The following is a 21243-nucleotide window of genomic DNA, read 5'->3' as shown; positions in this document are numbered from 1 at the left end:
GGGCGGGGGTTCGGGTGTCCAGGGGAGGCATGCACAGGAGACGCGCGAGGTCCCTGTTCGTGACGCGGAGGCGCGGAATGCGTTCGGGGTGGCGCAGTGATCGGTGTCGGACCGGCGCGACCGGCGGGGGCTGTGCCATCGTCGGGAGGGGGCGGAGTCCCCGCCGATCCGGAACCGACACCCAGGAGACGACCGCATGGCGCACGCCGCGCTGATCATCCACAGCGCACGGAAGGTCGACGCGGCCGGGACGGTGGAGGACCACTGGCTCCTCGCGCGGGACGGCGCGATCACGGCGACCGGCACCGGCACCGGCTGGCAGGCGCAGGCGGAGGGGGCGGAGCTGCACGACGCGCGGGGCCTCACCGCTGTCCCGGGCTTCCTCGACCTCCATGTGCACGGAGGGGGCGGTCACGGCTTCGACGGAGGAGCGGAGGCGATCCGCGCGGGCCTCGCGCTGCACCGCTCCCGTGGCACCACGCGCTCGCTGGTCAGCCTGGTCTCGGCGCCGCTGGAGCAGCTGGAGTCCTCTCTGGACGCGGTCTCGGCCCTCGCAGCCACCGACCCGCTCGTGCTCGGCGCGCACCTCGAGGGCCCGTTCCTCGCGCCCTCGCGCAGGGGAGCGCACGACCCCGCGGCTCTCGTGCACCCCTCCTCCGGCGCGGTCGGCCGGCTGCTGGACGCCGCCCGCGGACGCCTCGCGCAGATCACGCTCGCGCCCGAGCTGCCGGGAGCCCTCGCCGCGGTGGAGCGGCTCGCCGGCGCCGGCACGGTGGTCGCGGTGGGCCACACCGAGGCGGACGCCGACCAGGCGCGGGCCGCGTTCGACCGCGGAGCCCGGCTGGTCACGCACGCGTTCAACGCCATGCCCGGGATCGGCCACCGCTCCCCGGGCCCGATCCCGGTGGCCCTGGGGGACGAGCGGGTCGCGCTCGAGCTGATCCTCGACGGCCGGCACGTGGACGTCGAGGTGGTGCGGCTCGCGTTCGCGGCGGCTCCCGGGCGGATCGCGCTCGTCACCGACGCGATGGCGGCGGCCGGGGCGGGTGACGGAGTGCACCGCCTCGGCCCGCTCGACGTCGAGGTGCTCGGCGGAGTCGCCCGGCTCGCGGGCACCGCTGTGCTCGGCGGAGTCGCCCGGCTCGCGGGCACCGCTGTGCTCGCCGGATCCACGCTCACGCAGGAGGAGGCCCTGCGGCGGGCCGTCGGGCCCGGCCGGCTCGGGCTGCAGGCGTCCGTCGCCGCCCTCACCGCCGTTCCCGCCCGCGTGCTCGGCCGTGGCGACCTCGGCCTGCTGGCCCCCGGGTACCGCGCCGACGTCGTCCTGCTCGACGCGTCGCTCCGCGTGCAGCGGGTCTGGGCCGATGGGCGCCCGTTCCCCGACTCCGCGGCCGGCGCGTCGCGACCCCGGGTCAGGGCGTCGGCGTGACGGTCCAGGTCCCCTCGGTCTGGACGGCCATGACGCCGGGCAGGTCGGCCTCGAACACCTCGGAGAAGGCGACGGAGTCGCCGAACAGCTGCGGCTGATCGGAGGTCGTGAACACGCGGCCGGAGAACGAGTCGTCCGGACCCGCGGGCGTGTAGTCGACCGTCACGCGCGGGACGTCGTCGGAGAAGAACAGGACGGCCGGGCCGGTGCCGGACTGCGCACCGCTCACCGTCGCGAGGTCGTTCCAGCTCTGCAGGCCGAGCGTCCACGGCCCGTCGGCTCGGACGATCACCTGCTGCTCGACGGGGTCGTCGCGGAAGATCCCGGTCAGGAACGACCCCGTCATCGGGGCGGCGGCCTCGCCGAAGGGCGTCATCCGGCCCGCGGCGGTGACGATCGCCGTGCCGGTGCAGGCCGAGCAGTCCAGGCTCAGGACGACCGCGAACTCGCCCTGCCGCTGGAACGACACGTCGGCCGGGCCGGTGCCCGAGACGGTAGCGGGGACTCCCTCGCCGACCGGCCCGGCGTCGACGACGGTTCCGACCGGCTCGGCGGTCGCCGGAGCGGAGGGGGTCGGGCTCGGAGTGATCAGGTCGGTGATGGCGGGTCTCGGCGTCCGCGAGGCGGGCGCGGACGCCGTGGCGCCCGCCTCGGCCCCGCCGCCGGCGGTGCACCCGCCCAGCAGCAGGAGCCCCGCCGCTGCCGTCGTCGCCACTGCTGCTGTCGTCCCCCGAGCCCTCATGCGTCCAGACTGCCAGGGCTGGTCCGGATCGTCGTCCCCGGAGGGAGTCAGAGGAGCAGGGCGCCGAGGCCCGCGGCGGCGAGGACGACGATCCACGGGGGCACGGTCCAGCGCGTCAGCGCCACGAAGGCGCCGATCGCGAGCGCCAGAGCGCCGGTCGAGCCGATGCCCTCGGTCAGCACCGGGTCGTAGAGGGCGCCGCCGAGCAGTCCCACCACGCCGGCGTTCACGCCGGCCAGCGCCCTCTGCGCGACCGGCAGGTGCCGCAGCCGCTGCCAGAACGGGAGCACGCCGACCACGAGCAGAGCGCCCGGCAGGAAGATCGCGACCAGCGCGATCGCCGCCCCCGCGACACCGTCCGGCGTCCCCGCGCCCACCGCGCCGAGGAACGCGGAGAAGGTGAAGAGCGGGCCGGGCACCGCCTGCGCCACCCCGTATCCGGCCAGGAACTCGCTCTGCCCGACCATGCCGGCGCCGACCGTCTGCGCCTCCAGCAGAGGCAGCACGACGTGGCCGCCCCCGAACACCAGAGCGCCCGCGCGGTAGAAGACGGAGGCGAGACCCGCCGCTCCCTCGCCGGTGAGAGCGGCCATCAGGGGGAGGCCGGCCAGGAGGAGTCCCCAGAGGGCGAGCGCCGAGACCGCGATCGCCGTCGGGATCCGGACCGCGAAGCCCGGGCCGTCGTCCGGAGCCGCCTCCTCACGGCGGAGCCACAGGACGCCGGCGAGGCCCGCCGCCGCGATCACCGCCACCTGCAGCGCGGGCTCCGGGGCGAGGAGGACGGCGACAGCCGCTGCGCCGGCGATCGTCGCGCGGCGGCGGTCCGGTGCGAGCGAGCGCGCCATCCCGAGCACGGCCTGTGCGACGACCGCGGCCGCCGCCGCCTGGAGGCCCAGGAGCCAGCCGGCGGAGGCGACGTCGCCCGCACCGGCGACGAGCCCGGCGACGAGGACCAGGGCGATCGCCGAGGGGAGCGTGAATCCGCACCACGCGGCGACCAGTCCGGCGAGTCCCGCGCGCTGCAGGCCGACCGCCATCCCGACCTGGCTGGACGCGGGTCCCGGGAGGAACTGGCACAGCGCGACGAGGTCGGCGTACGCGCGATCGGTCAGCCAGCCGCGGCGCACCACGAACTCCTCGCGGAAGTAGCCGAGGTGCGCGATCGGCCCGCCGAACGAGGTCAGCCCGAGGCGGAGGAACACGAGGAGCACGGGGAGGGCGCCGCCCCGCTGCAGCCGACCCGTCTCCGACACGGGGGCATCCTGCCAGACGGCGGTGTCCAGCACGCGTCGTGTCACCGGAAAAGGGACGATAAGCGGCCGGATAAGCGATTCCTCGCCCATTCTCCTCCGGTCGATGAAACGGTGGGTAGAAATACTGAACCCCTTCTCATCCCCTCTGTTAGCCTGATCCGGCTTCCCTTTCCTTCTCGAGGAGAAGGTGATCCGCATCAGTAACGCGAGCGCTGCCGCTCGTTCACTGAACGCCTTCTCCTCCTCTTTCGATCGGTGTACCCGGAACGGTGACGATCGGAAAGGCTCTCTCTTCCGTGACTCCTCAGGACACTGCCGTCGGCGACTCCGCCGACTCCTCCCGCACCGGCTCCCGATCGGGCGTCAAGGCCCTCTCCGCTCTCTCCCGCCGCACGATCCTCGCCGGATCCGTCGCCGGCGCGGGCGCGATCGCCTTCGCGACGCCGGCCCTCGCGGCCGGCGACCTCACCGCGGTGCCCCGACTGCCCGGCGAGGTCTCGCGCCTGTCCACCGCCACGTCGAAGACGGGCGGGAAGCGCTACGAGATCATCGACGTCGTCGTCGCGGGGGACCGGGCGCGCCTGTTCGTGCCGCACGCGACGCCTCCGTCGCAGACCAGGGGCGCATCGATGCTCTGGTACTACCACGCCCGCAACGGCACCCACACGGCGCTCTCGAGCGCCTTCGCGTACTCGGCCGACCTCGCCGTGGACCGCGGCATCGTCAGCATCTGCCCGACCTACGGCGGCAGCATCTGGTCGAGCCCGCGGGCGATCGAGATCCAGGCCGCTGTCGCCGCCTGGGCCTCGTCGGTATGGCGGATCGACGCGAGCCTCCTGCGCTCCGACTCCGGGGGCGGGCCGCTTCTGACCTGGGCCTACGGGAAGCGGATGGTGCCGAACATCCGGGGCGCGTACCTCTGCAACAGCTCCTACGACATGGAGGAGCGGGCGGCGAGCGAACCGGACCGGATCGGCCCCGAGTACGCCGACGCCGCGGCCATCGCCGCCACCAACCCGGCGCGGCTGCCCGCGTCGGTGTGGCGCGGTGCGCGGCTGAGGATCACCGGATCGCCCGACGACAAGGTCGTGCCGTTCGCCCTGCACGGCGCCGCCCTCCACGCCGCGGCCCTGCCCCTGGCGAAGGAGGCGACGGTCCGCACCCACCCGGGGGAGAGCACCGACGGGCACAAGGTCCCGAGCTTCACCAACAAGGAGATGCTCGACACCTTCCAGCGCTGGATCACCGAGGGCCCCGTGCCGCAGACGGAGCCCGAGCCCGAGACGCCACCCGTGTCCACGCTGCCCGGCGCGGGCACCTACGAGAACGGCGCCGCGCAGATCGTCACCACCGGCACCTGGACGACGCTGAAGGCCACCGCGGACAGCGGCGGGAGCATCGCCTACTCGACCAGCTCCGGCGCCTCCGCGACGCTCGCCTTCACCGGCACGAGCATCGCCTGGATCAGCCGACTCACGTCGTCCTCCGGGATCAACGACGTCGAGCTCGACGGTGTGAAGGTCGCCTCCGTCGACCGCTACAGCGCGTCCACCCGCTCGAAGCAGACGGTGTGGAGCAGCGGACAGCTCGCCGCCGGGCCGCACACGCTGACGATCCGCCGGGGGAGCGGCCGCAATCCGGCCTCGACCGGGACCAACCTGCTGCTCGACTCCTTCGTGGTCGGCGACGCGACGCCTCCGCCGGCGACGACGCTGCCCGGAGCGGGCACCTACGAGAACGGCGCCGCCCCGATCGTCACGACCGGCACCTGGTCGACGTTGAAGGCGAGCACGGACAGCGGCGGCAGCATCGCCTACTCGACCACCGCGGGCGCCTCCGCCACCCTCGCCTTCACGGGTACCAGCGTGAGCTGGATCAGCCGCCTCACCGGCTCGTCCGGCATCAACGAGGTCGAGCTCGACGGAGTCAAAGTCGCGTCCGTCGACCGCTACAGCGCCGCGACGCGGTCGAAGCAGACGGTCTGGAGCAGCGGACAGCTCGCGGCCGGGCCGCACACGGTGACCATCCGCCGCGGGAGCGGCCGCAACCCGGCCTCGAGCGGCACCAACCTGATCCTCGACGCGTTCGTGGTCGGCGACGCCGCTCCGGTCCCCACGGTCACCGTGCCCACGCCGATCGCGGAGTGGTCCTTCGCCGAGAGCGCCGCCCCCTTCGCCTCGGCCGTCGCGGGCGCTCCGGCGCTCCGGCAGGGCGCGGGCTCCTCCGCCCGCGCCGTCGCCACGCCGTTCGGCACCGGAGTCGCCCTCAACGGGACGACGGACCACCTGGTCGTCCCCAAGGACGAGGTCGGCCCGCTCAACCTGGGCGCCTCGACCGGCCAGGTGACGATCGCGGTGTGGGTGCTCAACTCCGACGCGGACGGCGCCTGCATCGCGGGCGTCTGGGAGGAGTCGACGGTCGGGCCGCTGCGCTCCTATGCGCTGTTCAACAACCTCCCCGAGTACGGCGGCTGGGAGCGCGTGTGCATGCACGTCTCGAAGCTCGGCGGGCCGACGCCCGGCTACCCGTACTCGCGCGACTACTCGGTGGAGCCCCGCCGGATCACGCGCGGCGTGTGGCAGCTGCACGTCGGGACGTATGACGGCGCAGTCGCGGTCTCGTACCTCGACGGCGCCGCCACCGCGTATCCGGTGTACACCGACAAGCTCGGCGCGACTTACGCCAAGAACCCCTACGTCTACCCCGACGGCCTCAACGCGGCTCCGGGCGACTTCGTGGTCGGAGCGGTCGGCCGGGACGGCACGATGATCAACCGCTTCGCCGGCTCCCTCGCCCGACTGCGGGTGTGGGACCGGGCGCTGACCGCGGAGCAGGTGAAGCAGCTCTACTCGGCCGAGAAGGGCGCTCTCGGCTGACGATCCGAGGGCGGTGACACGAGTCCGAGAAGCGGATGATCCGCTTCTCGGACAAGGCCGTTCGAGCGATAGCGGGCGTCCCTCTTTCGAGGGTGGTGTTATCGGCTGAATACAGATCGGCGGGCGGCCGCTTCACGGCTGCTCCGCCGTTCTCCGCCGCCTGTATGCGCTGCGCGGAATTCCGTACTCAGGCGGACGTGCGCTCCCGGAGGGCCGTACGGCGGGGGATCATCGCCCGGCGGCCGCGCAGCCCTGTCCCGGATCTCGGAGTGCGGCCCCGCGCCAGATGCGCACCGGCGCGACCACCTCCCAGCCGAGGGTGAGGTAGAGGGCGCGGCCGTCCGTGCTGGCGACGAGGAGACCGCTCCGTGCACCCTCGGACCGGGCCCAGGCGGTGAGGGCGTCGACGACCCGCCGTCCCAGCCCGCGTCGGCGGAACCGCGCATCGGTCTCGATCCGGTCCAGGACCGCGACCGTCCCGTGCACGGCGGCGGTGCCCTGAGCGGCGACGACTCCGTCGACCAGCAGCCGGACGCTCGCCACTCCGTCGGCGGCCTCGAGCACGGCTCCCGCGAGCAGGGCACCCTCGGCGGTGCGGCCCGGGCCGAGGAGCGCCGCCATCAGGCTCTCGTCGCCCAGGCCGATGACCGTCAGCCACTCCTGGGGCCCGGCCACCCGCTCGGCGCCCGCCTGCAGCGCGGAGGGCGACGGATCGACCAGGATCCGCTCCCGCGTGCGCGACTCCGCTCCGACATCGACCAGCCAGACCCCGTCCTCGCGGACGCGCTGCACGCCGCGTGCCCGGCACCAGCCCTCGACCCAGTCGTCCACCCGCTCCGTCGTCGTGATCACGCCCCGAGAGCAGCCGCGACCGGACGGGCGCGATCGTGGGAAGCGGGTTCTCCCGGCGGTGGCCGTCGATCCCCAGCAGGACCGCCCTCGCCCGGATCGCACCCCGCGCACCGCGATCCGCCGGGTCCTCCCTTTGTCAACCTCAGTGCCACGGCGCCGTCCCCGGCCCTACCGTCGGCGCGAGACATCCGCTGCACCGCCGGGACCCTGACGGCCGTGCCGAGAGTGAGGGGCCGATCCGATGCCCAGGCAGGACGGCGACCCGCGGAGCACCACCCGAGTGCTGCGCGAGCTGGTCTCCGCGTTCGAGGATCCGGGGGCCGTGCACCCGGCGCTCGCCCGGCAGGTGCGGAGCGCCGCCCGCGAGCTGCTCGGCGCGTCGGAGCGGGAACCGCTGCGCCTGCGCGTGCGGATGCCGACCCTGATGGTCCCGCGCTCGGTCGTGGACGAGGTGCCCGATCCGCCCCCGGTGCCGCCCGCCGCGCTCTGACCCGACGGCGCTCGTACACTCGGACGATGCGACACGGCATCGTCATCCTCCCGCAGGACCCGTGGGCCGAGGCCCGCCGGAAGTGGCAGTCGGCCGAGGGCCTGGGCTTCGACCACGCGTGGACCTACGACCACCTCTCCTGGCGCTCCCTCGCCGACCAGCCGTGGCACGCGACCGTCCCCACCCTCACCGCTGCCGCGATGGTGACCGAGACGCTCCGCCTGGGCACGTTCGTGGCCTCCCCGAACTTCCGCCACCCGGTGCCGTTCGCGAAGGAGATCGCGACGCTGGACGAGATCTCGGGCGGTCGGACCATCCTCGGGGTCGGCTCGGGCGGCACGGGCTTCGACGCGCGCGTGCTCGGGCAGCCCGACTACTCGCCCCGGCAGCGGCACGAGCGCTTCACCGAGTTCGTCACAGCCCTCGACGCGCTGCTGCGCTTCGAGGAGCCCGGCTCGGGCGGAGTGGACCTCGAGGGGGAGTGGTTCACCGCCCGCTCGGCGCGCATGGTGGGCGAGCCCGTGCAGAGCCCCCGCGTCCCGTTCGTCCTCGCCGCGAACGGGCCGAAGGGCCTCGCGCTCGTCGCCGATCGCGGGCAGGGCTGGGTCACCACCGGCCCGGAGGGAGTGTCGAGCGAGGAGTGGTGGCGGGCGGTCGCGTCCCTCTCCCGGCGGCTCGACGCGGCGCTCGAGGCGGCCGGGCGCGACCCGCGCACCGTCGAGCGCCACCTCTCGCTCGACTCCGGGAGCGACTACTCCCTCGAGAGCGTCGCCCGGTTCGAGGACATGGCCGGCCGGGCGGAGGAGCTCGGCTTCACGGACGTGATCGCGCACTGGCCGCGGCGCGACGGCGTCTACGCGGGCGACGACGAGGTCCTCTACGAGGTCGCCTCGCGCTTCTGACCGGGCCTCGGGGGCTCCGGAGCGGTCCTCAGACCGCGCGGGCGCTCCCGCGGTCGACGAGACGCGCGGGCAGGAGGCGGATCGACGGCTCCTCGCCGCGGGACGGCTGCTCGATCCGCTCGACGAGCGTGTCGACCAAGTGCGCGCCGAGCTCGGCGGCTCCTGTCTCGACATAGCTGTAGGGGAGCGAGAAGTCGCGGGCGAACTCGGCCGAGTACAGGCTCACGACGGACAGCTGCCCGGGCACGGCGACAACGCGTCGGCCCAGGATCGCGGGAAGCATCGCGATGGTCCGGTCGCTGTGGACGACCAGCGCGGTGACACCGGGGTTGTCGTCGAGGAACGCCGTGACCATCGGCTCGACGGCGTCGGCGGCGGTGGCGGCAGGGCGCAGCACCAGCTCGATCCCGAGCCGACCGGCGGTCTCGAGAGCCGACTCGCGGAACCGGAGCCCGTAGGTCCCTCCGCGGTCGAAGACACGATCAGGAGGGGTGACGAGACCGATGCTCCGATGCCCGAGGGCGCCCAGGTGCTCGATCAGCAGGCGGGCCGCGTCGCCGAAGTCGAGGTCGAAGACGTCCACCCCGGAGGCGTCCGCGGGCACGCCGAGGGCGGCACCGGGCCGCCGCGAGGCGCGCAGGACGGGCAGCCGGTCGTCGTCGTCCGCCACGCTCAGGAGGATCAGTCCATCGACCTGACCGGAGCGCGTGAGCCGGCGGACGGCAGCCGCCCCGTCGGCCTCGGTGGCCAGCAGCACGTCGTAGCCGAGCTCGCGGGCGCGGGCCGTGATGGGGAGGACGTACTCGACCATCGCGGGCGCGAACTCGTCCGGGTCGAAGTGGACGAGCAGGCCCAGCGCCATGGTGCGGCGCGTCGCGAGCGCCCGTGCTCCGGCGTTGACCGTGAAGTCGAGCTCGGCGATCGCGTCCTCGATGCGCTTGCGCGTCTCGGGGGAGATGCTGCGCTTGCCGGAGAGGACGTACGACACCGTGCTGCGAGAGACCCCTGCCGCTTTCGCGACGTCTCCGATCGTGGCCATCTCCACCCCCGCTCGAACCGTGTCGAGAGTGGCAGTGCGGCGCGGCGCACGCAACTCGGGCGCCGCGTCCCCGGAGCGAGGATCGGACGCTGCGGCTCCGGCGCTCTGCTCGTCCACGGCGCGCTCGTCCCCGTCGGGGAACCTCCGGTCCCGACGACACGCCGACGCGGCCGGGCGCACGAGGTGCCCGGCCGCGTCAGGGCGTTCTGGACGGATCAGCCGCAGCGCGCCGCACCGTAGGCCGGTGCCGTGGATCCGCTCGCCGCAGCGCCGTCGACCGTCCCCGCGATCCGCACGTCGAGAGCGCCGGCTCCGACGCTCGCAGCGCGGGTGCTGAAGGCGGCTGAGACCGTCTTGCCGGGAGCGACCCCGGTGAAGGTCTTCGTGCCCCAGGCCGAGCCGATCGTGACGTCAGCGGCGACCGCGCTGGTGTTGGTCGCCGTCCCCGTGATCGTGACCTTCCCCGCGGTGCAGCGCGAGGCCGCCGTGCCGCTCACCGTCAGGCCCGTGGTCCGCCCGACGAAGGGCGTGACCGAGATCCTGTCGATGTTGGGCGCGTACTGCGAGGTGAGCAGGACGCCGGGGAAGGTGTCGGAGAGGTAGGTCGTCCCGTCGAAGCCCGGGAGCTCCTTCGAGGTGATCGCGATGGTGTTCGAGCCCTTCCTGAGCGTGACCGGCACGCTCAGGTCCCACAGCTGGTTCTGGTGGAACGTGTGCGGGAAGAGCACGCGCTGCGTCACTCCGTTGACCGTGATGTCCGCGTGGCGGGCGAGCGGGTCGGGGTTGTAGTGCGTCGCGGGGGACTGCTCCTCGTTGGAGTAGCGCAGCGTGAGCGCGTACGTCCCGTCCTGCTCGGCCTTCACGTCGCCGAAGGTCAGGGTCGAGTCGCCGTCGCGTCCGCCCCCGATGTTCCCGACGGCCTTGCCGCCCGACGCGAAGGACAGATCGCGGACCGTGGCGGGGCCGGTGATCGTGGCCGCCTCCGCCTCATAGCTCGTCGTCGCGGGCGGGTTCGCGCTCGCTCCGATGACGATCCGATCGACGAGGAGCGTGCCGCTCGTGCCGACGACCTCGATCTTGTTCACGCCGCCCGAGAGGAAGACCTGACGGGTCGAGCTCGCGCCCACCGGCCCGACCTTCACATCGTTCACGTAGAGGTCGCCGGTGCCGCCGCCCAGGGTGTCCACGGTCACGGAAGACGGCGCGTCCTTCGCGGAGTAGCCCCAGACGGTGGTGGAGGCGCCGCTGGTGAGCTTCGCCGTGCCCGAGCCGGAGACGCCGGCGCGGGAGTAGTCGGCCGTCGCTCCGTTGTCGAGCGTGCCGGTCTCGGCCTCGTGGATCGAGGTCGCGACGGCCGCGCTGGGGAGGGAGAGCTCGATCTTGTCGACGATCGCGTCGCCCACGGTCGACTTCGTGCCGGCGAGGTTCTTCGCGGCGAGCGAGATCGTGTGGGTGCCGGCGGTCAGCTTCACCTTCGTGTCCGCGTGGTCCCAGACCACGAACTTGTAGGCCAGCGGAAGGAGGATCTCCTGCTCCGCAGCGCCGTCGACGCTCAGGAACGCGTTGATCGGACCCTGCTGGGCGTTGGCGGCGTAGGTGTTGAGGGAGTTGGCGAAGACGCTGAGGTCGTACTCGCCGTCCTTCGGGACGGTGACCGCGAAGTCGAGCTTCAGGTCACCGCCGGTGCGGATCCCGCCCACGTTGCGTCCGCCCGAGGTGTAGAAGCCGCCGACGTTGGTCGGCGAGCCCTCGGGTCCGTTGAGGTTCCGCGATCCGGTGTAGCGGGCGTCCTCGGCCTCGTACTTCTGGCGGAAGTCGACGGGCGAGGCGGACGGCGACGACGCGTTGGCGCCCGGGGTCAGGACGACCTCGTAGGCGGAGTCGACGTCGAGCGCGGGCAGGGATCCGCCGAAGTCCAGCGAGAGGGCGCCGTCCACGACGGACGCGTCGAACTCCTTCACCGTCTGCGGGGCTCCCGAGTCGCCGACCTGGCCGGTCCAGCGGATCTCGCTGACCTCCACGTGGACCTTCGAGCCGAAGGTGGCGGCCGGGATGCGCTCGAACGCGACCTTCTGCGAGCCGCCGACGCCTCCGAAGAGGGCTCTCGCCTGCTTGGCCGCGGTGTCGAGGGTCGCGACGCCCTGGAGGGTGTAGCTCTGGCCGGGCTTGGGCGGCGTGACCGCGACGGTGTCGCCGGTCATCGAGGCGTAGGCGTTGAGGAGCCACCACTGGCCGTTGGCGCGGTTGGCCTGCACCGCGGAGTCGGAGAGGTTGCCGTCGATGTTCCAGTAGGCGATGTCGCCGTCGACCTTCTTGTCCTCGAGCGCGCTGATCCACTGGACCATCTGGCCGGGCACGGAGGTGTGGTAGTTGAAGGCGTACTCGTTGAGGTTCACCGGCAGGTGCTTCCCGGCGTAGGACGTGCCCGCGTACAGCTCGTCCTCCCAGGCCCGGAAGCGGTCGACGTTGGTGCGGATCTCACCCGGGGCGCTCAGCTCGTGCCAGGTCATCACGTCGGGGACGGTGTCCTGCTCGAGCGTGTGGGTCATGAACCCGCGGACCTGGTCGTAGAGGACGCTGGTGTTCGGTCCGGCGATGCGGGCGTCGGGCATCCTGTCGCGGATCAGCGCGTAGGTGCTGTCCCAGGCCGCGAAGAACGCGGTCGGGTCCTCCAGCCAGCTCTTCCCGTCGTAGCTCCACTTCCCGTTGCCGAACATGTTGCCCTCGGGCTCGTTGAACGGCACGAACACGATGTTGTCCTGGTACTCCTCGGGGAGCGCGAGCACCTGGTCGACCTGCGTGGCGATCTTCGCCTGGTAGTCGGCCAGCTTCTCCTGGGGAGTGCTGCCCGGCCACTCGTAGGGGAAGCCGCGGTAGATGTCCGTCATGTAGATGTAGGTGTCGCCGTCCGAGGTGTCGGCGACGGCCTTCGCGACGCTCAACGCGTCCGCGCCCGGATGCTGCGGCCCGTCCTGCGCCTTGGTCGAGACCGTGCGCAGGTCGATCCCCTCGAGGAGGTTGTCGGAGGGGAGGCCCTCGCCGTAGACCCCGTAGAGGGTGCCGGACGCGCCGCCCATGAACTCCCCGGTGCTCGTGCCGAGGTCGATGGTCATCTCGTCGAGTGCGCGCACCGTGACGGTCGCCGTGACCGCGGTGCCGAGGCCGGTGACGGTGCCCTTCACGGTGAAGGTGCCGCGCTTCGCGTACGCGGAGGCGGGGACGCTCTCCCAGGTGACCGGGGCGTCGCGGTTCACGCCGTCGGAGTAGGTGGCGGGGACCCCCGGCAGGGCCGGCGCGACGCCGATGCCGGTGGTGACCGCGACGCTCGTCGAGAGAACGCCGGTGACGGCCGGCGCGGCGTCGCCCGCCAGACCCCGGACCTGAGCGGCGGTCAGAGCCCGGTTGTAGACGCGGAAGTCGTCGATCGCTCCGTCGAAGTAGGGGTGCACGTTCCAGAGCGCCCGGCCGATGTTGCCGCTCTTGGAGGCGGAGGCGGAGTAGAGCTGCTTCGCGAGATCGACGGAGGCGGGAGCCGTCGCGACCTGCAGACCGTTGAGGTACAGGGTCACGGTCGTGCCGTCCATCGTCGCGGTGACGTTGACCCACTGGTCCTTCTGCAGCGGCGAGGAGCTGGAGACTCCGGTCTCGCCGCCGTCCTTCAGCTGCTTGATGATCGCGCGGGCGCTGCCGCCGTCGAACGACGGAGCGAAGGCCGACGCGGCGTCGGGGCTGATGCCCAGGCACCACAGCCACTGGAAGCCTCCGGTGCCGGACCACTTCGTCCAGGCGGAGACGGTGGTCTGCGTCACGCCCTGGAAGAGCCCGTTCGGCACGGTCAGGTACGGCGCGGAGGTCGAGTCCGCCGCGCCCCCGGGAAGGTCGATCGCGGTCGTACCGGCCTTCCGACCCGCGACGTACGTCGCTCTCGCGCTGTTGACGACGGTGCCGTCGAGCTTCTTCGACGAGAGGTCGGCGACCGTGGATCCGGACACCTGCCCCTGCTCGAAGTCGTACTGGAGGATGAGCGCGTCGGCGGGGACGGAGGTGTCGGCCGCGGAGGCGGACTCGGCGCTCGGGAGAGCGACGGCGAGGGCGGCGAGTGTCGCGGCACTCAGCGCGAGGGCGAGGGAGCGGGTGCCGCGCCTCGGGGAGGACATCGTTGTCACGCTGGTCACTTTCTGTGGGGACAGCCGGCCGGACGACGGCGGGCGTCGGTCCGGGGTCGGAGCAACAGTGCTTCGAACCGGTTCGACAAAACTAGGTTCCGCGCCTGCGACACGCAAGAGGACCTGAGAAGTTCCTCGTCCGGCTCGCAGGTGCCGGCGGTCGCTCGGGCTCTCGCCGGGACCCGTCAGCCCGCCGGAGCGGCCGTCGCCGCGGAGATCGGCGACCGGCCCGCAGGAGGACGTCCTGGACGCGGTCGAGGGGAGCCGCCCGGACTGGCTGAGCCCCGACGGCGTCCTCCCGCGGTGACCCGCAGGACCGCGGCGGCCTGTGCCGCGTGCGGGAGGATGAGGGCATGACGCTCCCTCCGCCGACGCTCCTCTCCCCGCCGCTCCAGGACCGGCTGGCCCGGTGGTTCGACGGGGAGGCGCCGCCGGCCCCCTCGGTGAGCTGGGCCCTGTTCGACCGCACCGGGCTGCTCGTCAACCACGGCCGCGGCGAGCACCGCCTCGACGGCGCCGCTCCCGGGCCCGGGACCGTGCACCGCATCGCCTCCATGTCGAAGAGCTTCGAGGCGGCGGCGGTGCTGATCCTGCGCGACCGCGGGCTGCTCCGCCTCGACGACCGCGTCGCCGACCACGTGCCGGAGTTCACCGACCCGCTCGACTCCGCGGGCCGGCCGCTGCCCGTGACGGTCAGGATGCTCCTCAGCAACTGCTCGGGGCTCCCGGAGGACAACGGCTGGGCCGACGACGTCATGGCTCTGACGCGGGAGGAGTTCCTCGAGGTCGTCAGCCGCGGGCTGACCTTCACGGAGCGGCCGGGTGAGGTCTACCAGTACTCCAACATCGGCTTCTGGCTGCTCGGCGTGCTCGTCGAGAACGTGACCGGGGAGGACTTCCCGTCCTTCGCGACGCGGACGATCCTCGAGCCGCTCGGCCTCCACGACACCCGCTACGACAGCGGCGACTACCCCGACGGCACCGACCTCGCGGCCGGCTTCAGCACCTTCGACGACGGAGCGACCTGGGTGCCCCGCCCCGTCACCGGCACCGGAGCGGGCGCCTGCGCCGCGAGCATGTTCAGCACGGTCGGCGACATCGCCCGCTGGAGCGGCTGGCTCTCCTCCGCGTTCGAGGGCGAGGACGGCGCGGACGACGACCCGGTGCTGAGCCGCGCCTCCCGCCGCGAGATGCAGCGCGGCTGGACGCCGGTCCCCGCGCTGAGCCCTCGCGCCGTCGAGAGCACGCTCGACGGCTCCGCGTACGGGTTCGGCCTCGTCGTCGAGCACGACGTCCGCTTCGGCGGGATCGCCCACCACTCCGGCGGCCTGCCGGGCTGGTCGTCGAACATGCGCTGGCATCTGGAGTCGGGCCTGGGGGCCGTGGTCTTCGCGACCGCGAACGGGGCGAAGCTCGCCGCCGCCGCGACGGGACTCCTCCGCGCCGCCCTCGAGGACACCGCTCCGCCGGCGCGGACCATCACCCTCCTCCCGTCGACGCTCGCCGCGGCCGCCGCCGTCGAGGCCGCGATCGTCGCGGGAGACCTCACCCGGGCGGGGGAGCCGGGCAGCGGCGCCCTGTTCAGCCCCAACCTGCTGAGCGATGTGCCGGCCGACGTGCGCGCCCGCCGCCTCGCCACGGCGATCGCGGAGATCGGCGGGCTCGCCGAGGACCCGACCGCGAGGCCGCTGGTGGAGCGGCTGCTCTGGAGCGCCTCCGCGGCGCAGGCGGCCTTCCTCCTGCCGGGCCGCGACGGAGAGCTCGAGTGCCGGCTCGAGACCACGCCGACCGTCCCGGCCCTGGTCCAGCGCCTCGAGATCGTCGTGCGCGAGGCTCCGACGGCTGCCCTCCCGGTCGTGCGCTTCTACCGCCCTCGGGCCGGCTAGCGGTCGAAGACGAGGCGCGGACGCGGCGGACCTCGACGCTCCCGCACCGACAACGGCGGGCGGCCCTCGAGGGACCGCCCGCCGTCACGCTCCCGCGGTCAGCGGATCGTCGTGCTCGCCGTGTCCGCGTTGCTGCGGATGGACGGGTCGGGCGTCTTCGTCGAGAACGCCGCCGCCAGCGCGGTCGCCGTGCCCGAGACGGCCGCCCTCACCGTGATCTTCTCCGACACGGTCCGCCCGTCCGCCAGGCCGGCCCGCTGGAACACCACGACGTTCCCGACCCTGGTGTACGAGCCGGTCGCCGAGACGAACTGCACGCTCGCGGGCAGGACGACCTGCGAGAAGACCGACCCAGACGCAGCCGGACCGGCGTTCGTCGTGATGAGGGTGTAAGTGAGCGTCCTCCCCTTCACCGCCGAGGCCGGCCCGGAGAGGTCGACGCGCAGATCGGCCTTCGTCGCGACCTGCTTCGGCGAGACCGTCAGCGTGCTCGTCGCCCGAGCCGTGCCCGCCGAGTTCGCGGCCTGGATGCTGAAGGTGGTGGTCCCGGCCGTGGTCGGCGTCCCGGAGAGGCGCCCGGTCGCGTCGAGGGTGAGTCCGGCGGGCAGTGCGCCGGAGACCAGGGAGACCGACGGAGCGGGCGTGCCGCTCACCGCGTAGCGGAAGTCGTAGGCCGAGCCGACGACGCCGGCCGCGACCGTCCCGGAGAGGGTCGGCGCGACCGTCGGCGACGAGACGGTGACGGTGCTGGTGGTCCCCGCGGAGGCGGTGCCGGCGCGGGCCGCCAGCGTGAACGTGAAGGTGCCCGGCGCGGACGGAGTCCCGGTCAGGCGCCCGGCCGGAGTCAGGGTGAGGCCGGACGGGAGCGCACCGGAGGAGACGGCCACCGACGGCGCGGGGAAGCCGGAGACGGTGTAGCCGAAGTCGTAGGGGGTGCCGACGACGCCCGGCCCGGGGGTGCCGGAGATCGCCGGTGCAGCGGCGGCGGGGGAGACGACGACGGTGCTGGTGGTCTCCGCGCTCCCCGCAGCGTTCGAGGCCCGCAGGGTGAAGGTGGAGCGTCCGTCGGCGGTCGGCGTCCCGGTCAGGCCGCCACGATCATCGAGGCTCAGGCCGGCGGGGAGCGTTCCGGAGACGAGCGAGACCGTCGGCGCCGGTGTGCCCGTCACGCTGTAGTCGAAGTCGTACGGGGTGCCCACCGTCGCGGCGGGCGGGTCGCCGGCCAGGGTCGGCGCGACCGTCGTCTCCGCCACGGCGAACGTGTGCGGGGTTCCGACGGTGGCGCCGAAGGGGTTCCGCGCGGAGACGGCGAAGGTGGACGTGCCCGCGGTCGTCGGCGTGCCGGAGAGGAGCCCGGACGCGCTGAGGGTCAGGCCGTCGGGGAGTGAGCCGGAGGCGATCGCGAACGAGGCGGGGCGGTCGGCCGCGAAGGTGTACGAGGCGGCCGCTCCGAGCGGCCCGGACGCGGGAGGAGCATCCGCCGTCAGGACCGGACGCGGGCCCCGGGCGAGCACGTGATCGGGTCCGGCTGCGAGAGCCGTCGTGCCGGCGAGGCCGGCGGGTGACTGCAGCTGCCCGGCCGAGCTCCGGCCCCAGCCGACGATCGTGCCGTCGCCCTTCAGCGCGAGGCTGTAGTCGGACGCGGCGGCGATCGCCACGACCCCGGACAGGCCTTCCGGCACCGTGGTCTGGCCGTAGTCGACGACGACCGAGTCGGAGCTCGCGCCCCAGGCGACGACGGTGCCGTCCTCCTTCAGCGCGAGGCTGTGGGTCTCTCCCGCCGCGACGGCCACCACGCCCTCGAGCCCCGCGGGGACGTCGGTCTGCCCGTAGAGGTCCCAGCCCCAGGCGACCACCCTCCCGCCGGACACGGCGAGGCTGTGGCGCTGGCCCGCGGCGATGGCAGTGACGCCTCCGAGGCCGGCCGGGACCAGGCCCTCGCCCAGCCCGTTGCTGCCCCACGACGTGACGGTGCCGTCGTTGCCGAGCGCGAGGCTGTTGTCGCGGGAGGACGAGATCGCGACGATCCCGGTCAGCGCGGCACTCCTCGACACCTGCCCGTCGCCGTCGTAGCCCCAGGAGACGACGGTCCCGTCGCTCTTCAGCGCATGGCTGCTGTAGTCGCCGGCGGAGACCGCGACGACCCCCGTGAGACCGTCGGGGACGCTGGTCTGCCCGTACGACCCGCGGCCCCAGGCGACGACCCCGCCGTCGCCTTTCGCGGCGAGGCTGTGGGTCCGGCCCGCGGCGAGGGAGAGGACGCCCTCGACCCCGGCCGGGACCGTGGTCTTCCCGTCGGTGCCGCTTCCCCAGGCCGCCACCCCGAGGACAGGGGCGGACGGAGCGGCGACCGCCGCGAGAGGAACGGCGGTGCCGACGAGGAGCGCGACGGCCGCGGTCAACCCGAGCAGACCCCGCCGGAGCCGCCGCGCCGCTCCTGGATCCCGCGGCTGCGACGTGCCGTCCTGGACGGCGGGCGGACGAGGGACGGTGCTGGAGCGCATGTGCTGCCTTCGATCGGGACGGCCCTCATCGGCCGTCCTCGAACCGTGGCACGGCCGTCCCGCCGCTGACAATGTCCTCTAGCGGCCCTGTCCGGAAGAGGGCGCCGCGGAGCTCCGCGGAGGGGACGTAGGCCCGGTCTCACTGCGGCCGAGCGCTCCCGCCGCGGGCCCGTGACGGTCAGCGCATCCCGAGGGACGCCGTCGCGTCCGGACCGCTCAGCGGGGTCGGAACGGGGACCCCGGCTCTCCCGCGTACGGGGCGTCCGCCTGGTCGAAGTCCCAGCGGCCCGCGGTGGACGGGCGGACGACGGGGGTCTTCGTCGGGGTCGGCGTCGCCGACGGCGCCGGCGCGGCGGCCAGCCCGGCGTGCCAGCGGAAGATCGCGTCGATGCCGTCCTGGTTCACCCACGACGGTGCGTTGTGGCCGAGCGCGTGCGTCCGGACGGTCGCCTCCCTGGCCGTGGCCGTCGCCTTCTTCACGAGGGCGAGCCCGTGCAGTGCCGGCGGCACGCTCGGGTCCGGGTGGGCCGTGTCGGACACCACCGCGCGGATGTTCGCGCCGGCCCAGGCGGAGGCGGGCAGCCGCTTCGGGTTGTGGGAGTCGATCTGAGCGGTGCTGCCGCCGAAGGCACCGCCGATCGAGAAGCGGCCCCGCGTCGTGCGGTCGTGGGTGTCGCGGAGGTCGTAGACGCCGTTGACCAGGTAGACGCCGTTGATGCCGGGGAAGACCCGCGCGCCGTAGTCCTCGCAGGCGAGCGCGCCGCCGGCCGACATCGCCCAGAGGTAGCTGGCGGCGATCGGGAACTGGCCGGAGAGGTAGGCGTAGCCGTTCCGCTGGTGCTTCTGCGCGGTGTCGTTGGTCCAGATCGTTCCGCCGAGCGTCTGGCAGATCGCGATGGCGCCCCGCTCGACGGCGAGCTCGGCCGGGTACGCGAAGACGCTGGACAGCGAGGTGTGGTCGGCCTGCGCGGAGTGGATGAACCAGATCACCGGTACCGCTGCGGCCTGCCGCGGCTTCACCGTCTGCGGCACGAAGATCCGCGCGAGGTCGCCCGCGATCGAGACCGTGAGGACGTCGTAGAGCACGCCGCGGTTCTTCGTCCTCACGTTGATCGTGCGGGTCCTCTCCCCGGGCAGGCCGGGCACGGGGGAGGCGGAGGCGGAGGCGGCCGGGAGCGTCGCCGCGCCCAGAGCGAGAGCACCCGTGAGGGCGCCGCCGATGACGGCGCGCCGCCGGAGGCCGGGAGTTCGAGAGGGGGGTACTGCTGAATCGTCGGGGGACACGGGGGCTCCTCGTGCAGGGACCGCGAACCGACGAGGTCGGCGGAGCGGTCCGGGTCGGCGGGGGGTGTGCCTGCAACGCTAGCCGGAGGACCGGCCGGACGACCCGTCGATGCGCGCCAGTCGCGGGACGGCGGAGGGACGACGCCGCACGGACGGAACGGTCGGCGGCTCGGCGACCGCATCGGCGGCGGATCGAGGCGCTCAGGAGGCGAAGGAGAGGCCCGTTCCTGATCGTCCGCCCCGCCGGTTCCGACCCTTTCGCCCCGTTCGGGAGCACTTCCCCGCACCGGTCTGGCCCCCCGGTGTGAAGGCTCCCAGGTTCCTCGCGCTCGTCGGCGGACCGGTGCCAGCGTGAAGGGACCGAGAAGCAGAAGGAGAAACGACCATGACTCTTCGACGAACTCTTGCCACCCTCGCCCTCACGGGCGCCATCGCCTCCGTCGGCGTCGTCGCTGTCGCGACGCCCGCCTCCGCGGCCGAGGTCGCGAACGGACAGTACGTGAGCGCCGGGAACTACGCGTGCGGAGCCCAGGAGGTGGCCACCGGCGCCACCCTCGGACCCGAGGGCGTCCTGCGCCAGCGCGCTCTCGTCTTCCGCAACTGCGGGTCGAGCACGGTCGAGCGCAAGGCCGACATCATCGCCGACTTCGACGGCAGCTGCTACTCCGTGGCGCCGGGCAAGGCCCGAGTCCTCGACGCGCTGTTCGTGGCGGCGGGACGCAACACCTACCGCGCGTCCAAGGCCTGCTGAGGTCGCGTGCTCCGCCGGAGGGGCGGGTCGGGGACATCCCCGGCCCGCCCCTCCAGCTGTCCGGAACGACCACGCCGTCCGAGCCGTCCTCCCGTCGACCCGCCCGAGCATCACTCCAGCACAGGCCCCAGCTCCGCCAGGACCTCCGCGACCCGGGCCCGCGCCCGTGCACCGAGCCCGCGGACCGGACGCGGGAGGCAGCGCGCCTCGGCGAGACCGAGCTGCTCCGCCATCGCTGCGACCACGCGGTAGCTGCCGCCGTGCTCCGCGAAGAGGTCCCAGACGGGCTGCAGGCGTGCCGATCCCGCGATCGCGGCCGCCTCATCGCCCGACTGCGCCGCCCGGGCGATCGACAGCGCCGTCCGCGGGAAGATGCCGCCGATCACCGAGTACCAGGCGTCGCAGCCGCCGAGCAGCCCGCGCGCACCCGCGGCGTCCCCCGAGACCCCGACGGTGACCCCCTCCGGCACCCGCGCCCGGATCTCGCTGACGCGCGCCGCCGCGGCGCCCGGTCCCTCCGGCACGCCGGGGATCTTGAGGGAGGCGACCTGCGGCAGCCGGGCGACGGCCCCGTAGAGGTCGTCGGAGAAGGAGAAGCGCGTCGTCCCGGGGTTGTCGTACACGACGAGCGGCACCGAGAGCTGAGCCGTCACGTCTTCGTAGAGCCCCAGCACGTCCTCGTCCGTCAGCGGCTGGTAGCCGAGCGGCGCCAGGAGCACCGCGCTCGCTCCGGCGCTCTGCGCGTCCTCGGCGAGCGCCAGCACCTGCGAGGTGCGCAGCGCCCCGATCCCGACCACGACCGGCACCGGGCCGGCGCCGCGGACGGCGATCTCGGCGGCGCGCCGGCGCTCGCCGCGGTCCAGGTACGGAGCCGAGCCGGTCGAGCCCAGGGCGCCGATCGAGTCGACTCCCGCCCGCGCGAGCCGCTCGACGAGAGCGGCGAACGACCGCTCGTCGATGCTGTCGTCGCGGAGCGGTGTGAGGGGGAAGGCGCTGAGTCCGGTGAGCACGTCGGTCCGTTCGCTGAGGGCGGGAGGGGCCCGGACAGTCTCCCCGGCGGCAGGGGCCC

Annotated in this window: 14 protein-coding genes; 6 read left to right on the top strand and 8 right to left on the bottom strand. The window is 73.6% G+C overall.

Going from position 1 to position 21243, the window contains the following annotated elements; translation table 11 throughout:
• The first annotated feature begins 196 nt into the window (after positions 1-196).
• Complete coding sequence (locus tag C5C50_RS05760; protein ID WP_104273077.1) at positions 197-1429, top strand: N-acetylglucosamine-6-phosphate deacetylase; 1233 nt, start codon at positions 197-199, stop codon at positions 1427-1429.
• Here C5C50_RS05760 and C5C50_RS05755 read toward each other — a convergent pair.
• Positions 1413-2171 carry a hypothetical protein gene (locus tag C5C50_RS05755; protein WP_146076890.1) on the bottom strand — a complete coding sequence of 253 codons (759 nt, stop codon included), beginning with the start codon at positions 2169-2171 and terminating at the stop codon, positions 1413-1415. The genes C5C50_RS05760 and C5C50_RS05755 overlap by 17 nt on opposite strands.
• A 47-nt stretch (positions 2172-2218) precedes the next feature.
• Entirely contained in the window at positions 2219-3424 is a 1206-nt protein-coding gene (chrA, locus tag C5C50_RS05750) for a chromate efflux transporter (RefSeq protein ID WP_258067683.1), read from the bottom strand.
• Positions 3425-3720: 296 nt separating this feature from the next.
• Between chrA and C5C50_RS05745 the strand changes: the two genes are divergently transcribed.
• Complete coding sequence (locus C5C50_RS05745) at positions 3721-6300, top strand: LamG-like jellyroll fold domain-containing protein (RefSeq protein WP_104273075.1); 2580 nt, start codon at positions 3721-3723, stop codon at positions 6298-6300.
• Between the two features lie 228 nt (positions 6301-6528).
• On the opposite strand, the gene C5C50_RS05740 is transcribed toward C5C50_RS05745, so the two are convergent.
• Positions 6529-7152 carry a GNAT family N-acetyltransferase gene (locus C5C50_RS05740; protein ID WP_104273074.1) on the bottom strand — a complete coding sequence of 208 codons (624 nt, stop codon included), beginning with the start codon at positions 7150-7152 and terminating at the stop codon, positions 6529-6531.
• A gap of 241 nt (positions 7153-7393) precedes the next feature.
• Between C5C50_RS05740 and C5C50_RS05735 the strand changes: the two genes are divergently transcribed.
• Together C5C50_RS05735 and C5C50_RS05730 are read left to right on the top strand one after the other, a co-directional pair.
• The gene (locus C5C50_RS05735; protein WP_146076891.1) at positions 7394-7642 is read left to right on the top strand and encodes a hypothetical protein; all 249 of its coding nucleotides are present in this window, start codon (positions 7394-7396) and stop codon (positions 7640-7642) included.
• Positions 7643-7668: 26 nt separating this feature from the next.
• Positions 7669-8544, top strand: a complete 876-nt coding sequence (locus C5C50_RS05730) for an LLM class flavin-dependent oxidoreductase (protein ID WP_104273073.1) — start codon at positions 7669-7671, stop codon at positions 8542-8544.
• Positions 8545-8572: 28 nt separating this feature from the next.
• Here C5C50_RS05730 and C5C50_RS05725 read toward each other — a convergent pair whose 3' ends face one another.
• Both C5C50_RS05725 and C5C50_RS05720 read right to left on the bottom strand, forming a co-directional pair.
• Positions 8573-9583 (bottom strand): LacI family DNA-binding transcriptional regulator, encoded by a 1011-nt coding sequence (locus C5C50_RS05725; protein ID WP_104273081.1) that lies wholly within the window; start codon positions 9581-9583, stop codon positions 8573-8575.
• 215 nt (positions 9584-9798) lie between these two features.
• Positions 9799-13740, bottom strand: coding sequence for a LamG-like jellyroll fold domain-containing protein (locus C5C50_RS05720; protein WP_104273072.1), 3942 nt, complete (start codon positions 13738-13740; stop codon positions 9799-9801).
• 362 nt (positions 13741-14102) lie between these two features.
• Here C5C50_RS05720 and C5C50_RS05715 point away from each other — a divergent pair, with 362 nt between their 5' ends.
• On the top strand, positions 14103-15635 hold the full coding sequence (locus tag C5C50_RS05715; protein WP_104273071.1) for a serine hydrolase: 1533 nt from the start codon (positions 14103-14105) through the stop codon (positions 15633-15635).
• Between the two features lie 98 nt (positions 15636-15733).
• Here the strand turns inward: C5C50_RS05715 and C5C50_RS05710 are convergent, their stop codons facing one another.
• Positions 15734-18139 (bottom strand): putative Ig domain-containing protein, encoded by a 2406-nt coding sequence (locus C5C50_RS05710; RefSeq protein WP_104273070.1) that lies wholly within the window; start codon positions 18137-18139, stop codon positions 15734-15736.
• Positions 18140-18355: 216 nt separating this feature from the next.
• The gene (locus C5C50_RS05705) at positions 18356-19423 is read right to left on the bottom strand and encodes a hypothetical protein (protein WP_104246834.1); all 1068 of its coding nucleotides are present in this window, start codon (positions 19421-19423) and stop codon (positions 18356-18358) included.
• Between the two features lie 385 nt (positions 19424-19808).
• On the opposite strand from C5C50_RS05705, the gene C5C50_RS05700 reads away from it, so the two are divergent.
• Entirely contained in the window at positions 19809-20174 is a 366-nt protein-coding gene (locus tag C5C50_RS05700) for a hypothetical protein (protein ID WP_104222056.1), read from the top strand.
• 110 nt (positions 20175-20284) lie between these two features.
• On the opposite strand, the gene C5C50_RS05695 is transcribed toward C5C50_RS05700, so the two are convergent.
• On the bottom strand, positions 20285-21184 hold the full coding sequence (locus C5C50_RS05695; protein WP_104222054.1) for a dihydrodipicolinate synthase family protein: 900 nt from the start codon (positions 21182-21184) through the stop codon (positions 20285-20287).
• Between the last annotated feature and the right edge of the window lie 59 nt (positions 21185-21243).

The sequence above is a fragment of the Rathayibacter sp. AY1D9 genome, from assembly GCF_002932395.1.
In the GTDB taxonomy this organism is placed as follows: Bacteria; Actinomycetota; Actinomycetes; order Actinomycetales; family Microbacteriaceae; genus Rathayibacter.
The sequence above is the reverse complement of the archived record's forward strand: the minus strand, read 5'-3'. Positions and strand labels throughout refer to the sequence as shown.

What these genes read in the sequence shown, in the direction of transcription:
- C5C50_RS05760 (WP_104273077.1), top strand. Translation starts at nt 197, where the DNA reads ATGGCGCACGCCGCGCTGATCATCCACAGCGCACGGAAGGTCGACGCG.
- C5C50_RS05755 (WP_146076890.1), bottom strand. Translation starts at nt 2,171, where the DNA reads ATGAGGGCTCGGGGGACGACAGCAGCAGTGGCGACGACGGCAGCGGCG.
- C5C50_RS05735 (WP_146076891.1), top strand. Translation starts at nt 7,394, where the DNA reads ATGCCCAGGCAGGACGGCGACCCGCGGAGCACCACCCGAGTGCTGCGC.
- C5C50_RS05730 (WP_104273073.1), top strand. Translation starts at nt 7,669, where the DNA reads ATGCGACACGGCATCGTCATCCTCCCGCAGGACCCGTGGGCCGAGGCC.
- C5C50_RS05725 (WP_104273081.1), bottom strand. Translation starts at nt 9,583, where the DNA reads ATGGCCACGATCGGAGACGTCGCGAAAGCGGCAGGGGTCTCTCGCAGC.
- C5C50_RS05720 (WP_104273072.1), bottom strand. Translation starts at nt 13,740, where the DNA reads ATGTCCTCCCCGAGGCGCGGCACCCGCTCCCTCGCCCTCGCGCTGAGT.
- C5C50_RS05715 (WP_104273071.1), top strand. Translation starts at nt 14,103, where the DNA reads ATGACGCTCCCTCCGCCGACGCTCCTCTCCCCGCCGCTCCAGGACCGG.
- C5C50_RS05710 (WP_104273070.1), bottom strand. Translation starts at nt 18,139, where the DNA reads ATGCGCTCCAGCACCGTCCCTCGTCCGCCCGCCGTCCAGGACGGCACG.
- C5C50_RS05700 (WP_104222056.1), top strand. Translation starts at nt 19,809, where the DNA reads ATGACTCTTCGACGAACTCTTGCCACCCTCGCCCTCACGGGCGCCATC.